Source organism: Paenibacillus sp. GXUN7292, assembly GCF_050864975.1.
In the GTDB taxonomy this organism is placed as follows: Bacteria; Bacillota; Bacilli; order Paenibacillales; family Paenibacillaceae; genus Pristimantibacillus.
This window is the reverse complement of record NZ_JBOZWO010000003.1, coordinates 250,194-266,215: the sequence shown is the minus strand read 5'-3', so window position 1 is coordinate 266,215 and position 16,022 is coordinate 250,194. Positions and strand designations below refer to the sequence as shown.

Here is a 16,022-nt window from a genome sequence, read left to right as displayed (position 1 = left end):
TTTTTACAAGCTTGTCTAAAATACGTCTTGCCTGTCGAGTGGATCGATTCAGGTGCAAGGCAAGTTCATCAGAGTGAAAAGGTCGAATTACTCCACGTGCAAACCGCAAAGTCTCTGTTTCAATCCAACTAAATGAATGACTTGTTGACATAGATACAAATTTACCAACAAAGGACAAAGTCATCTGTCTGATGACCTCCGGTTCTTCCTCGATTGACAAATAAGCAATAGGCAGAAACATCCAATCGTCCAATACTAAATACGCTTGTTTCTTGCATAAATCTCTGAACCGCCACGCTTCAATATCTCTGGCATGAGATCGATAACCGTGAATTTCGATGCAGCCTTTGGCTCCACCGGGCATATAGGCAAGATCCAGATAACGGTATCGATTGCCAAAATCCCGAATTTCCCATTCTGCATACAAATCATTAAAGTTGCCTACAGCAGGATACCATATCTTGCTCAAAAACTCCTTAGTGCCATGTCCAATTCCCTTTTGAAGCAATTCTTGTCTTCGCGGATTTTTTTCTGCAGCAATCTGCTCATAAAGCCATTGTTCCATCCTCTTCTCAAAACTACTCATTCTTACGCCCGCCTTTCGATCAAAAAAATAAAAATGCCGCCCGGAGTAAGGGAAATTGCAAGCAATTTCTCTCACTCCAAGCGGCATGTGCTTCACGCGCTTCAAAGTATGCATTTCGTGGATTTGCGGTTGAACGGCTGCTCTACTTTACTCTACACTACACTACTCTACTCTACTTTACTTTACTTTACTTTACTTTACTCTACACTACTCTACCCCTACTCTACCCCTACTCTCACTCTACAACTACTATAACACACTCGGATTTGATGCGGAACGTGGACCTATATTTACTTAATATTAATGCCCAGTTAATTTACCAAAAATAGTAGGAGTGTAAAGTGTGTTTTGACTGCTACTATTATTAATAAAGGAGCCAGTACTTATGAAAAAGAATCTGCTTAAGCTGGGAATTTCTGCACTGATTGTATCCTCATTCATTAGTCCGACAGCTGTGCGGGCCTCCGAGCCATTTGAATTGACGATTATGCACTTGAATGATCACCACTCTCACCTGGAGAGCCAAACGTTTGATTTAAGCCTAAATTATGATGACAACCAAGAAGGAGAAAAGGTGCGCCTGCAATTAGGCGGAATGTCTTTCATATCCTCTTTAATTAATGAATTCAAAAACGATCACTCCTTATATTTACAAAGTGGAGAAGTGAATGGCACCCTCTATTTCAGCCTTTACAAGGGCGAAACGGATATGAAAATATTAAATTCATTACAGCCTGATGCTTACATGATTGGCAATCATGAGTTTGACGAAGGAGATCAACGTCTTGCAGAATTATATGATATGGCTACCTTTCCGATGCTGGCGGGAAATATTAAACCTAATAAAAAATCCCCCCTTTATGGAAAATTAACGAAGCCATACTTGATTAAAGAAATTAAAGGTGAAAAGGTAGCTGTTATCGGTGTTGTAAAAATAGAAAAAACGAAGGAGTCCTCTCTTGTCAGTGAGGATGTAGATTTTGTTGATGAAATCGAGTTTGTAAGCTCGACGGTTGAAGAAGTAAAGGAGCAAGGAATCAATAAAATTATCGTACTGAGCCACCTAGGTTATGATTTCGATCAAGTTTTGGCAGCTCAAACGAACGACATTGACTTAATTATTGGCGGAGATACGCATAATCTGCTTGATTCTTCCGGTGAAATGAAGGCTCTGGGGCTGCCAGTAACCGGTGAATATCCAACAGCTGTTAAAAATGCTGATGGTAAAGAAACGTATATTGTTCAAGCATGGGAATACGCAAAGGTTCTGGGCAAAATGGACTTGAAATTTGATGATCAAGGTGAAATCATCAGTATAAAAGGAAATCCAATTGCTCCTGTTGGCGGCCCATATCAGGTTTCTGTAGATGACAAATGGGTGGATGCAGATGAGAAAGTATTGGCTCGTATAAAAGAAATGATTGCAAAAAGCAATGTTTTGACGGAGGGAAAAACGGATCCTGTCGTGGAGGAAATTATTAGTCCTTACCGGGAAGCCGTAGAGAAAGAAATGAAGACAATTATCGGCTCCGTTCAAGAAACACTGTCGAACGAGCGGATCCCTAAGCCTTTTACCGATATGAAGGATGCCAACGGCAGCTTTGCAGGGCAAATAGTTGCCGACTCTTTCTTATACAGCCTGCCGCATGCTGATGTGGCTATTCAAAATGGCGGCGGTGTAAGATCGAACTTTTTGCAGGGTGATTTTACGATGGCAGATGCCTACACGATGCTGCCATTTTCGAATACAATTACAACGGTTAAAGTAACCGGCGAAGAAATAGTCAATGTGTTAGATGACGCCATCCGGTATTCACAAGGCATTACACAATCAACAGGTGCGTTTCCTTACTCTTCACACTTGAGATATGACGTATACTTAAATGCAGATGAAGACGTTAAGAGTGTATACAATCTTGAAATAAAAGATAGAAAGACAGGCGTATGGTCGCCACTAGATATGGATAAGACCTATGTTGTAGCTACTAACTCGTTCACAGCTCTTGGCAAAGACGGTTATGTCACTTTTGAAAAAGCGATTGAAAAAGACCCTAGTGTGAAAGAAGAAACACATATTCAATATGCCGTACCACTAGTAGAATTGTTTACAAAGCATCTTGATGGCGGAGCGCTTGTTAAACCAAATGCAGACAGCTACTCTTTGAAATCGGTAAAGGATTGGCAGATGGAACAGTCAAAAGTAACCGAACCTGAAATCGAAGCTCCAATTAAAACACCTGACAAAGAGTCCTCTGAAGTGACGGTAAAGACTTATACCGTCGTGAAGGGAGATAATTTATTTCGAATTGCTAAGAAAACATTAAATGATGGAACGCTTTGGAAACAAATTTATGAATTAAACAAGGACAAGATTAAAAATCCTAGCTTAATTTATCCAGGACAAATATTAGTGCTGCCGTAAAGTACACGGTGCATAAGCATGACAACCCTGTGTTTGGCTCGTTTGAGGTAAACTTTTCGATTCATTCGAGATAGTCTTTTTTTGAACCGTTCATACACGCAACCTAACCAGGTTGCGTTTTTTTATTGATTTTTAGCCAAAGTATCTAGATTTATCCTGCGTATAGATCGAATTTTGGTCATCCTGTATGGTTTTGTAATTGTAACAGCCTGGCTAACATCATAAAGTGAAAATACGAAATCAGAAACATAATTTTTGCTAGTTAGAGGGGGAATACCAATTGGCTAAACGGTGGCGGATTTTCAAGAAAAATAAAGCATTATTGTTACTTACGATCCCAGGTGTGCTTTATTTATTGGTAATGGCTTATTTGCCCATGGGGGGGATTGTAATTGCTTTCAAGGATTATAACTACGTAGATGGAATTTTCGGCAGCAAGTGGATCGGACTCAAAAATTTCGAGTTTTTATTTCTCAGTCAGGATGCTTGGCGGATTACAAGAAATACGCTCATGATGAATGGTTTGTTTATTGTATTCACAACGATTTTCGCCATTTTAGTGGCACTTACAATGAATGAAATTCGTTCAAGGTTTCTTAATAGATTTATCCAGTCGACACTCTTTTTGCCGTACTTATTGTCTTGGGTTATCGTGTCCTACTTGGTATATGCGATGCTGACAACGAAAGGCTTCCTGAATAGTGTACTGCTGTCATTAGATTTGGCTCCGGTGAACTGGTATATGGAGCCGCGATTTTGGCCTTATATTTTGACGATTGCAATGGTATGGAAAGTGACGGGATATAACAGCATCATATATTTGGCCAGCATTATAGGTATTAATCCGGAGTATTTCGAGGCTGCTAAATTGGACGGCGCCAATAAATTTCAGCAAATCAGGTACATTACAATGCCGTTTCTCATACCTGTAATTACAATTTTGACGCTGCTTTCAATCGGGAAAATATTTTATGCGGATTTCGGCTTGTTTTATTCCGTTACTAGAGATCTTGGACATTTGTATCCTGCTACTGATGTCATTGATACTTATGTTTTTAGAATGCTGCGTACGGTTGGCGATGTTGGAATGGCTTCCGCAGCAGGCTTCTATCAGGCAGTGGTCGGATTTGTGCTGGTGCTTGTGTTCAACTTTATTGTACGTAAAATCGACAAGGACAATGCTTTGTTTTAGGAGGAAGGTACATTGAAGGTAAAACTAGGAACTGTTATTTTATATACGATTATGAGTCTGTGCGCGATTGTTTGCTTAATTCCATTTGTTCTCGTCTTATCTGCTTCTCTTACAGATCAGGTGGCTTTGGCAAAAGACGGCTATCAGTTGATTCCAGAAGTGTGGAGTCTAAAGGCTTATGAAGTAATCATTTTAAACCCTGCTCAATTGCTTCGTTCCTACGGGGTATCTATTACCGTTACTGTGCTGGGAACTACGCTGAGTATTATTTTTTCTACTTTACTTGCTTATCCTCTATCAAGACCAGATTTTGCTTATCGAAATCCATTAAGCTTCTATATTTTTTTTACAATGCTGTTTAATGGCGGATTAGTCCCATTTTACATCTTGCTAAGTCAATATTTGTCTGTTAAGGATACGATCTTGGCGCTTATATTGCCTGGTATGATCAGCCCTTTCTTTATTATATTAATCCGCACCTTTTTCCAGACTATACCATATTCCCTGATCGAATTAGGAATGCTTGAAGGTGCTTCCGAAATTAAAATTTATTTCCGAATTATTGTGCCATTATCCGCTCCGATTCTGGCTACAATTTCCTTATTTACCTCTTTGGGATATTGGAACGATTGGTTTAATAGTCTATTATTTATAAATAAAACACAATTATATCCACTTCAATACATGTTAATGGTCATGATGCAAAATATTGAATTTATGCTTAAGAACGCCGGAAGAGGATTGAACGCTGCAGATATCCCGATGGAGCCGGTGAGAATGGCGATGGCAATTATTGCAATCGGGCCGATGGCTTTTGTGTACTTATATTTTCAAAAGTATTTTGTAAAAGGGATTATTATCGGAGCCGTGAAGGGATAAATATGAATGGCTATCAGGGGGATAAAGCATGAAATGGCGAATGGATTTTAAAAACCGTTATGGTACTAAAGTATTTATCACATTTAGTCTAATTTTATCCCTTGTGGTCATATTGTTGTCTGTTACGGTATATGCCATTTATGCCAAGGACCGTACTGATGCAATTGTAGATGCTAATCTTCGCACACTCTCTATGACAAGCTTTAGCGCAGACTTTATGCATGCCAATGCGCTCGAATTGCTTGTTACTCAGTTCAATGACCCCAAAAAACAAATGTTGATGTATGGAGATAAATTGGACGCATTAACATTGAAGGAAGAACGCGATAAATTGCTGGAACAGGTTGTAGCAAATCAGTTTGTGGCCTCAATTCATGTCTACAATCAAAAGCAGGATAGAATTATTTCTACATCTTGGCAAAGCATCAGCACACGCAGCAATTTCTATGATCAGGAGCTTATGGAAATGCTGCGTGCTCCTATAGAGCGAAGTGTCCCTATTGCTCGTAAAATTCCAATGACGAAGGCGAATGAAAGGGAGGATGTGTATACCTATGTTCTGTATGATTACTATAATCCAGACTATGGTATCGATGGTGCAGTCATATTAAATATAAAAAGCAGTTACTTAGGAAATCTAGTGCATGCATTTGAGGAGGAACAGAAGAGCAACGAGCTGCGGACTGTCTTGATTGTAGATCAGAATGGCTGGATGGTCAGTCCATCTATTATGAAGGGAGATCAGTATACGGATGTGTTAACGCAATCTGTTGTGGCAAAGGTCATGTCTATTGATTCTAGGTCAGGCCACTTTATTTATCCGTATGAGGGTAAATCCTATATTGTGACACATGTTAATTCCAGTCTATTAGGCTGGAAATTTATTGATATACAGGACTATAATGAACAGATTCTAGTCATTAACCAATTAAGAGGATATACAGTCGGATTTGCTCTATTCTTTTTATTAATCGGGTTGCTGGCGAGCTTTATTGTATCCAATAAACTTACTGGCCCGCTTAAGGAGCTATTAAGAAAAATAAAGGGCACTTCAAGCAGTCTCTCCCTGTTGCCTGAGCCAGTAAGTGAATGGAAAGCGATTGAAATGGTACTAAACAAAACATTGCCGTATTATCAGCAGGCAAAGCTGCTTCGCAAAAATGAACTGTTAAAAAGTATTTTGCACTCAGAAAATGAAACGGTCTTACAAGCTCAGCTTGCCAAGCATCATATGCTTGATGTTGATTTCGATAAACCTTACCAGATTATTTTGCTGGAGATTGACCAATTCAGCTCATTTTCAGGCCGATACAGTACTTCAGATCAAGAGCTTCTACGCTATGCCTTGCGCAAAGTGGTTGCTGAGCAGCTAGACAGGTATGGAATAAAGGGAGAAGTTATTAATTTCTCCGAACGCAAACAAGTCATTCTATTAAATTGGCCGCAAACGATAAAAGCCGATAATACTATAGATGATATTAAATCTTTATCACAGAGTATGCAGGAATGGATATTTGCAAATCTGAACTTATCTCTGACCATTACGGTGAGCGATGTTGTGGAAGGTCAGGCTCCAATAGATGCGTTTAACGATGCTGCTTATTTGTCTCAGTATCGTTATCTAGTGGGTCATAGAGCTTTAATTTCGCGTCAGACGGTCAATTCACTCAAACAAGAGGAAGTATATAAAATACCAGCAGCAATGGAAGCTGCGCTTTCAGATGCAATTCTGGCTGGGAAATATGAAGAGTCTGTCAAAAAGCTAATGCTCATCATGCATACCCTGCAAGACTATCGCTATGAGATCATTGTTTCTAATGTGAGATATTTACTATTCTTCCTCTATAACATATCGCAAGTTACACCTAGTCATAATCAGCCGAACAGCTTTGATTTGAATGCCTACAATCAAGTGCTTGAAGGGCTTGAGACGCTGCCTGAAGCGGAGTCTTTTTTTCAAGAGATTTTATATCAAGTGACACAATCCGTCAAAGAACATCGTGAAAACCGCAGTGCGGTTATTGCAAAACATATTGCAGCTCATATCGAGAAAAATTATAGTGACCCTAACTTATGTATGGATACGATTGCTGATCATTTGAATTTTTCCAAGGTTTACATTAGTAAAGTATTCCGTGAAACTTATGCCAAAACAATTGGAGATTATATTTTGGAATATCGTATTCAGAAGGTTATGGAAGGGCTGACTCAGCGAGAAATAAGTATTGAAACACTGTTAGAAGAGACTGGAGTCGAGAATAAAAAATATTTTTCAAGCTTGTTTAAGAAGCGTACGGGACTATCCTTTAGAGATTTCAGATTGAAAGCTATCGAACAATCGAATCTTTAGAAAAGTATGTAAAATTAGCGCTCTATTGTATCGATAATGGTCATAAATATCGCATTTTATCCTTTAGTATTAGGAATGATCTCTTCTATACTGACCCTGAAGGCGGGCGATGATCCAGCCTACACATATAAAGGGAGGTTTCACCGTGATAAGAAAAAAAACAAAGTGGACAGGAATGCTATTGGCAATTGTTGTACTAATGCTTGTAAGCGCATGCGGCGAGAGCAGCAATGGCGAGAGCAGCAATAAGGATGGAGCAAATAAGTCGGCAAGTTCTTCTCCGCCATCGACATCTTCAAATGAATCGAGTACGCCGCCAAAGACAGAGCTTCCATTTGTCGAGCTTAGTTATTATTATCCTACTGCTACTTCTAATGTTAGTGATGTTGCGTTAATCGAAGCGGAAATAAACAAAATTTTGGAAAAAGAAATTAATGCACATATCAAGCTGAATCCTGTTGATTTTGGTGCTTATGGGCAAAAGATGAACCTGATGAATTCGGCAGGCGATGTTTATGACCTTGCCTTTGTATCGAATTGGTTGAATGACTATTATCAGAATGTGAGCAAGGGTGCTCTGATTCCGCTCGACGACCTGCTGAAGGAATATGCTCCTACACTATATAGCTCTATTCCAGATTCCGTATGGAATGGTACGCGAGTGAAGGGGGAAATTTTTGGTGCAATCAACTTGCAAATCTATGCCATGCCGTATGGTCCTGTAGCTTTTGAGGAAGTGGCTCAGAAGTATAATTTGGATCTTTCCAAAATCAATTCATTGCGCGATTTAGAGCCTTACTTGGCATCATGGAACGAACCCCACAATCGCTTTTTGCCAAATCATGATTTCTTTATTTCTGCACCACCGTATTTTGGGTTTGATAGTATAGGCGAAGTCAGCTCGGTTGGCTGGGTGAAGCTGGATGATCCAAATTTAACGGTAGTGAATCAGTTCGATTCAGCTGAATTTAAAGAGACGATTGAAACGCTTAGAGAATACATGAAAAAGGGCTATATTCCTGAAGATGCGGCATTGATCACAGGAGAGATGATTACGAATGAAATCCAAGCTGGCAGATTGCCTTTAATGATAAGCGCGAATATGCCGGTGAAGCCTGGCGTTGATGCGGAAGAACAGATTAAGTATAACCGTAAAGTCGTATATGCAGAAGCAACGGCGCCGCTTGTTACAACTGACCGCATTGTGGGAACGATGACAGGCATTAGCCGCACATCCAAAAACCCTGAGCGGGCGATGATGTTCCTCGAGCAGATTAATACAAATAAACAACTCTATAGTCTCATTACGAACGGTATCGAAGGTAAACACTATACCGTAGTGGATGCAGCGAACGGGGTAATTGAAAAAATTCAAGATAGCGGCTATAGTCCGAATGCGGACTGGGTATATGGCAATCAGTTCAACGCCTATTATACCGATGCGAATAACGTAGGCATTTGGGAGAAGACACAAGAGATGAATGCTACAGCCGCAGTATCACCGCTGCTTGGGTTTACATTCAATCCTGAGCCGATTAAATCAGAGCTTGCCCAAGTCTCCTCTGTATGGTCGGAATATATGGTTGGCTTTATGACCGGCTCTTATGATTTGGATAAGAAATATCCAGAGTTCTTGGAGAAGCTGAACAAAGCAGGTGCTGCGAAAGTGATCGCGGAGAAGCAAAGCCAAGTTGATGCCTGGAAAGCGAACAAATAATCAAGAAAGTACGACTCTGTCGTCCTAATTCAAGGACGATCGCTAGATCTAAGATCAGGCGATTGTCCTGTCTTTTAATACGCCATATGAAAGCGTATTCATATAAGGGAGAGGATCAGATGAAGCTGATTTTTGAGACTAGTATAAAGCATAGGCGAGTATGGATCACGTACATGATTTTATTTGGGATCGTCTTTACAGCTGTCATGGCCATTCGTACAGCAACGGTCTACTCCAGTACTGCGGATATCCAGCTATATGTTTCCCCATCTGGCTCAGGAGAGGTTTGTACGGAAAGTTCTCCGTGCTCGTTAGAGCAAGCTCAGCTTATGGTTAGAACGCTTAATGCCGATATGGAAGGCGATATTACGATAAATTTGCTTGGCGGAAAATATATTCGCACGTCAACCTTAACATTGACGAATGAAGATTCCGGAACCAATGGTTTTAATATTATCTACCGTGCTATGCCTGGCCAACAGGTTATTTTTGACGGCGGGCAAGAGCTGGATGATCTGGATTGGCAGTTGTTCGATGCGGACAGCGGCATCTATCAGGCGATCGTTCCAGCTGAACTGGAGACGAGACAGTTGTATGTAGACGGGCAGCGGGCTTATCGTGCTTCATCCGAGAAATCGCCCGTAGGCTGGGGTGTGATTGAGCAAGGCTATGAAATGCAAGATGATGTAATGTCCAGTTGGAGTAATAAGCAGGACATAGAGGTGGTCATATTACGCTGGTGGCAGATGCATCGTTGCCCTGTAGAATCGATAACCGGAACACAGCTGACGATCGAATCGGCTTGCTGGTCTCCATTTGGCCATACGAATGAAAAACCAACTTGGATTGAGAATGCTTACGAGCTGCTGGATGAAGCAGGAGAGTGGTATTTGGACCGGACAGGTGTGATCGATGGCACAGGCGTGCGCAAGCTTTATTATAAGCCATTAAATAACACGAATATTGCGGAAACAACCTTCGTAGTGCCGAGGCTGCAAACCTTTTTAACTGCAGAAGGCACTATCCAAGCCCCCATTCATAATATCCAGATTGAAGGAATTACATTTCAGCACACTGCTTGGCTTGAACCTAGCGACTGGGGTTATATAGAGCGGCAGGGCGGACTGCGCTATACGCGTGACATTCAGTATGAGAATGGCTGGGGAGATACGACAGTCAAGGTGCCGTCCGCTTTAAACTTTCGCGCTGCACATAATATTGTACTGGAGCGCAATGTATTCCGTCATTTTGGCGCAAGTGCACTGAATTTCGAATATGGCAGCCAAAATAATCAAATCATTGGCAATGTGTTCGAGGATCTGTCAGCAGGGGCAATGTTTATTGGAAGCACGAATGATCATCATCCAGCAGATGCTCGGGAAATTGTAAAAAACAATGTCGTAAACAATAACTTGATTAAAAATGTCGCAGTAGAATACTACGGCACGACTGCCATTTGGGTTGGCTATACGGAGAAAACTAAGCTGCATCATAATGAAATTGATTTCGTTCCTTATAGTGGGGTTTCCATGGGCTGGGGCTGGGGCGCTACGGATGCCGGAGGAGCAGCAGGCTTTAGCGAAGGCTCGGTTGCTAGAGATAATGAAATTGCGTATAACAAAATAACAAATGTAAGTCAGGTGCTGCATGACGGCGGGGCCATTTATACTTTAGGAGCACAGGAAAATTCGACGATTCATCACAATGTAGTTGATGGTGTGGCTCGTGCGGATTATCCGCTGGATAATGCTATTTATTTAGATGAGGCGAGCAGATACTTTGCTGTACATGATAATGTCATCAGTAACACCTATCATTGGATATTTTTATGGACAGCATCCATTCGCGACAATATGATTTATAACAATTTTACAGACACGGCACGGCTTCGCAATGATGGTGTGAATAATTCGATTACGAATACAACTGTAGTACAAAATGGCAACTGGCCCTCAGCTGCCCAAGCTATTATTGCAGAAGCAGGCATTGAGGCGCAATATGCAGATATTAAAAACAAGACATCGTCACAGCGGAATTTACAAGTTGTACGAAATTATGCGAAGCAGTCGGATTCGAATGGATATTACACCGGATTGGAAGGTGAAATCAGTTCTTTTCAAGTAGCGGGTCAAAGCTGCAGCACTAGGATCGATCCTATTTTAAAAAAGCTGTTTCTATGCGTTCCTGAAGGAACAGATGTGTCTGCTTTAGTTCCTCAATTGACGCTGCTGCCAGGACATACCGTAACGCCAGCACCGGGTTCAACGGTAGATTTTACTCAACCAGTGGTCTATACGGTAACGACACCGAAAAACTCAGAAGTGCAATGGACAACGCAAGTAATAATTACTGGAGATGCCATCAACGGATCGATAGTAGATGAGCATTTTTATTCCCTCAGTGCCGAGATCAATGATCTAGAGCATTGGTCAGGAGGTACGGTTGAGCGTGTAAGTGATGGAATAGTATCCAAACGCAACTTCACAACGTACACCGGCAAGAAATTCGGAGATGAAATTTTGGATTTCTATATGGAGCTGCCGCTGCATGATTGGAATGGTTTTGCCTTGCGGACGGCTAATCCGAATCAGTCCTTCATGAATGGTAATTCCAATTATTTAGTTGTAGTCACTCAAGGCAAATGGGAACTGCAGAAATGGGTCAAGGGCGCCCGAGAAATGCTGATTGGCAGCTTCAACGAATACACACCGCGTTGGGGAAATCTGGCTAACACACAGTTTAAAAGCAACAAGAAGCACCGGATTCAAGTCGGCGTAATCAATGTGGATGAGGGCGTCAGAATAGTTATGTACGTGGATGGCGAGAAAATATTTGATGTCGTGGACACGGTAGAACCTTTCCGTAATCCGGGCTACTTCTCCATTTATTCTGCTAATTCGCCTATTACATTATCGCCGGCCTATTCTCCCGAAACGACAAATGTAGCGTTGAATAAAAATTCTGCTTTAATGAACACCTCTTATAGCGGGTATGTATTCCCGCAAGAGAATAAAGATCCGGGCAACGGAAATGACGGAGATTTGAGTACGGCTACTCAAGCGATTGGCTCATGGGATTGGGCTTATATTGTAGATTTGGGTGCTGTCTATACGATCAATTCTATGGCGGTACAGTTTGAACAGAATCTATATGCGTCCTCCTATGAGTTGAATTGGAAGGATGAAGATGACAATTGGCAGACACTTGCTGTATTGACAGGTGAGGGTGACAGGCGACAGGTATACAAGCTGCCGACATCGATTAAAGCACAGTATGTAGGCGTTAAAGCATTAGTACCGAATGGCCCCAATCAGCTTGGCGGTCAAATGAGTATTAAGGAATTTGAAGTGCATGGTTGGATTCCGGTGGAGTCAATTTCATTGGAACGGTCGGAGCTTTCCATGGATATTGGTGAAAATTATGTTATGAATGCAACTGTATTGCCTGAGCAGTCTACTGACAAACGGCTGGCTTGGCGTTCCAGCGCTCCAGATGTTGTGCTTGTAGATGATAATGGAAAGCTTACAGCAATTAGCGCGGGAACTACTACCATTACAGCAGTATCCATGGACGGCAGTGTATTTGCGGAAGCAGATGTGATTGTGAATATACGAGACGATGGCAATGTTGCTTTCCAACGCCCGGCTAAAGGGCTGCATCCGACTACTTATGCAGAGCTTGGCTATCATGTTGGGTCAGAGCCTTCAAAAGGTGTCGATGGCAGTCTGGATACTTTCGCCCAAGCGATTGACAGTTATGCCTGGATCTATGCTGTAGATCTTGGTGCTGTGTATGGCATCAATCGAGTTGAAGCAACCTTCGCTTTAGGCTATGCAACGCAATATGAATTTGTGAGCTCTCTTGATGGCTTGAATTGGACGGTACTTCAATCGGGGACAGGCGAAGCGTATGCAACGCGAAGCTATTTCTTATCTAGCGAGAAGTTGATGCGTTATGTTGGCATCCGTGCAGTGAAGCCCGATGGGCCTGGACAGCCAGGCGGCCAAATGGCTATTGCTAATTTCGCAGCGTATGATCTGCGCGAAGATGACCTCATATATCCAACAGCCATTACGCTGGATACAGAAAATTTCATGCTGGAGGTTGCAGAACGGCGGGATATTACAGCAACAATCATCCCCTCTGATGCATCTTCAAAAGCGATCGTTTGGTCGTCCAGCAACCCTTCTGTTGCAACAGTAAATGCTGCAGGACGTGTAAAGGCCATGTCAACTGGATCGGCAACGATCACGGCAACAGCGGAAATGGGCGGGGCTGCACAATCCGTGCTAGTGACGGTTATTGAATCGCAATCGGGCAATCTTGCCTTAATGCGTCCTGCTAAAGTTTATGATCTTGATGGTAATGAACTTGATGTACAGCCAGATAGACCAGCATCCGCTGGCGTTGATGGAGACAGTGAAACAGCGGTGCAAGCATCAGGCTCCTATGCTTGGCAGTATGTGGTTGATCTAGGGGGCATGCAGCCGATTAGAAGTGCAGCCGTTACTTTCCACGATGGTTTTGCATCTGAGTATGAGTGGTTAGGTTCTGTTGATGGTACGCAGTGGGATGTGCTTGCGACGCGTACGGACGGTCATTACTGGACAAGATTTTTGCATACATTTGCTTCCGTACAAGAGTACCGATACATCGCCATTAAAGCACTGAAGCCGGATGGACCGTACCAGTCAGGCGGGCAGATGGTTATTTCGGAAGTAGAAATCTACAGCACGGCCGAAGCCGGTGTCTCACCAACCGGTATTACATTGGATCAGACAGCTGTAGAAATGATGGTAGGAGATCGCATAACGATTCAAGCGATAGTGACACCTGAAGATGCGAATAAACAATTGATCTGGACTTCTAGCAACGAATCGATTGTGAGCGTCGATGGTCAGGGCAAATTAACGGCCAAGGGTGAGGGGACGGCAACTGTGACAGCGACTACTGCTGTTGGCGGCTTCAGTGCTGCTGTTTCAGTGGAAGTAAATCCAAATGCCAATATTGCATTGTTCAAACATGCGGCTGCCTATCAAAATGATTTAACGCAAGGGTTAGCTACACATGCGAATTCGCCTGCATCGGCGGCTGTCGATGGTGATGAAAGTACGAATGCACAAGCGGATGGATCCTATGCATGGAGTTTAGTAGTAGATTTAGGCGAGAGCTATGAAGTTGAAAAACTCTCCGTCTTATTCGGTGACGGCTTTGCTACACAATATGCGTTTATGGGCTATGTTGAAAATGAAGGCTGGCAGGTATTGTATAACGGTACAGATGGGGCATTGAATAAGCGCGTAAGCTATACGCTGGCTGAGCCGATTTCGATTAGATATGCAGCTATACAGTCGTTGAAGCCAGACGGTCCGTCTCAACTGGGCGGTCAAATGTTTGTGAAAGAATTCGAGGTGTTCCAAAAGCAGCCAGAAGTTGCTCCAACGTCGCTGACCTTGGACAAGGAATCGATTCAATTGGTGAAGCGTGAAGCCGTCCAGCTTAACGCACAAGTCTTGCCAAGTCATGCAACGAACAAGACAGTGATTTGGACTTCTTCGAATGAATTAGTGGCAACGGTTGATGCAAACGGCAAGGTAACAGCCATCAGTGCGGGAACATCGACGATTAAAGCTGTGACTGCAATTGGAAATTTCGGTGATAGTATAGCCGTGACGGTTGTGAATGCGGATGCATCGGGTAATCTGGCTTTGTTTAAACCTGCCGCTGTGTACGACGAGCCAAACGGTCAAGTGCTAGGCACCCATGCCGGAAGATCACCGTATGAAGGTGTTGATCGCAAGACAGATACGATGGTCCAAGCAGACGGCAGGTATACTTGGACTTATATCGTTGATTTGGAGCAGTCTAATAATATCGGACGTTTGAAGGTAACCTTCGGCGATGGTTTTGCCACTCAGTTCCGCTTGTTAGGCTCAACTAATGGGATGACCTGGACCACGATTGCTGAGAAATCGGCTTCTGCGCATAATGAGACAGTGACGCATGAACTGACTCAATCACAGTCCTACCGTTATATCGGGGTTCAAGCGCTAAAGCCTGATGGACCTCATCAAATTGGCGGTCAGATGGTTATTGCCGAGCTGGAGGTGTATGCTGCGCAGCAACCACAGGTCAATCCGCCATATATTCCGCATATACCAGATCCGCGAGATGAGCCGGGGGATACGGAAGGAGAGCCTGATCCATCAACTGCGCAGCCTGTAATTACATTCTCAGATACGAAGGGACATTGGGCACAGTCATATATTGAGGAAGCGGTTAAGCGAGGTATCGTGAAAGGTTACGCAGATGGAAGCTTTAAACCGAATGAAGTAGTGACTAGAGCCATGTTTGCAACGATGCTTAATCGTATGCTGAAATTTAATGCAACTAGCGATGCATGGATGATCAAGGACAGTAACACAGTGCCAAGCTGGGCTAGCGGTCATCTGAAAGCACTGATGGAGAAATCAATTCTGACGGGGTATGCGGATGGTACAATTCGAGCGAATGCTCCGCTCACTCGTACAGAATTGGTTGTTGTGGTCGCGCGGGCCATGCAATTGAAAATACCTGAGCAGCCAGTTTTGCCTTTCGCAGATGCGCAGCAAATTGCGAACTGGGCTAAACCTTATATTGCTGCCGCTTACGAAGCAGGACTCGTATCGGGTATTGGAGTCAATCGCTTCGCGCCAGAGATGATTGCAACACGAGCTGAATTGGTAAAGCTGCTGCTCAGCCTTGGTATTGATGAATAATTGTTAAAAAGCAATCGCCCTCTAATTTGCCATCAGGCAAGCTGGAGGGCGATCTTGTTATAGGGGCTGCTTTTCCAAGGCCGAATCGGGTTGTCACAATACACCGTTGCACGGTAAA

7 protein-coding genes are annotated in these 16,022 nt (G+C 42.8%); 6 read left to right on the top strand and 1 reads right to left on the bottom strand.

Annotated elements, in window-relative coordinates; genetic code table 11:
• Positions 1-586, bottom strand: a 586-nt coding sequence (locus ACRRU2_RS05315; RefSeq protein ID WP_432500267.1) for a transcriptional regulator, incomplete at its 3' end; no start/stop codon positions are given.
• A 385-nt stretch (positions 587-971) separates the two neighbouring features.
• On the opposite strand from ACRRU2_RS05315, the gene ACRRU2_RS05310 reads away from it, so the two are divergent.
• From ACRRU2_RS05310 to ACRRU2_RS05285, 6 genes are all read left to right on the top strand, one after another.
• Positions 972-3,008, top strand: coding sequence for a 5'-nucleotidase C-terminal domain-containing protein (locus ACRRU2_RS05310; protein WP_432500265.1), 2,037 nt, complete (start codon positions 972-974; stop codon positions 3,006-3,008).
• 280 nt (positions 3,009-3,288) lie between these two features.
• Positions 3,289-4,200, top strand: coding sequence for an ABC transporter permease (locus tag ACRRU2_RS05305; protein WP_432500263.1), 912 nt, complete (start codon positions 3,289-3,291; stop codon positions 4,198-4,200).
• A gap of 12 nt (positions 4,201-4,212) precedes the next feature.
• Positions 4,213-5,079 (top strand): carbohydrate ABC transporter permease, encoded by an 867-nt coding sequence (locus ACRRU2_RS05300; protein ID WP_432500261.1) that lies wholly within the window; start codon positions 4,213-4,215, stop codon positions 5,077-5,079.
• Positions 5,080-5,107: 28 nt separating this feature from the next.
• Positions 5,108-7,429 (top strand): AraC family transcriptional regulator, encoded by a 2,322-nt coding sequence (locus ACRRU2_RS05295; protein WP_432500259.1) that lies wholly within the window; start codon positions 5,108-5,110, stop codon positions 7,427-7,429.
• 145 nt (positions 7,430-7,574) lie between these two features.
• The gene (locus ACRRU2_RS05290) at positions 7,575-9,146 is read left to right on the top strand and encodes an ABC transporter substrate-binding protein (protein ID WP_432500258.1); all 1,572 of its coding nucleotides are present in this window, start codon (positions 7,575-7,577) and stop codon (positions 9,144-9,146) included.
• Positions 9,147-9,265: 119 nt separating this feature from the next.
• Positions 9,266-15,904: an Ig-like domain-containing protein gene (locus tag ACRRU2_RS05285; protein ID WP_432500256.1), complete on the top strand. Its 6,639-nt coding sequence runs from the start codon at positions 9,266-9,268 to the stop codon at positions 15,902-15,904.
• Positions 15,905-16,022 lie beyond the last annotated feature (118 nt).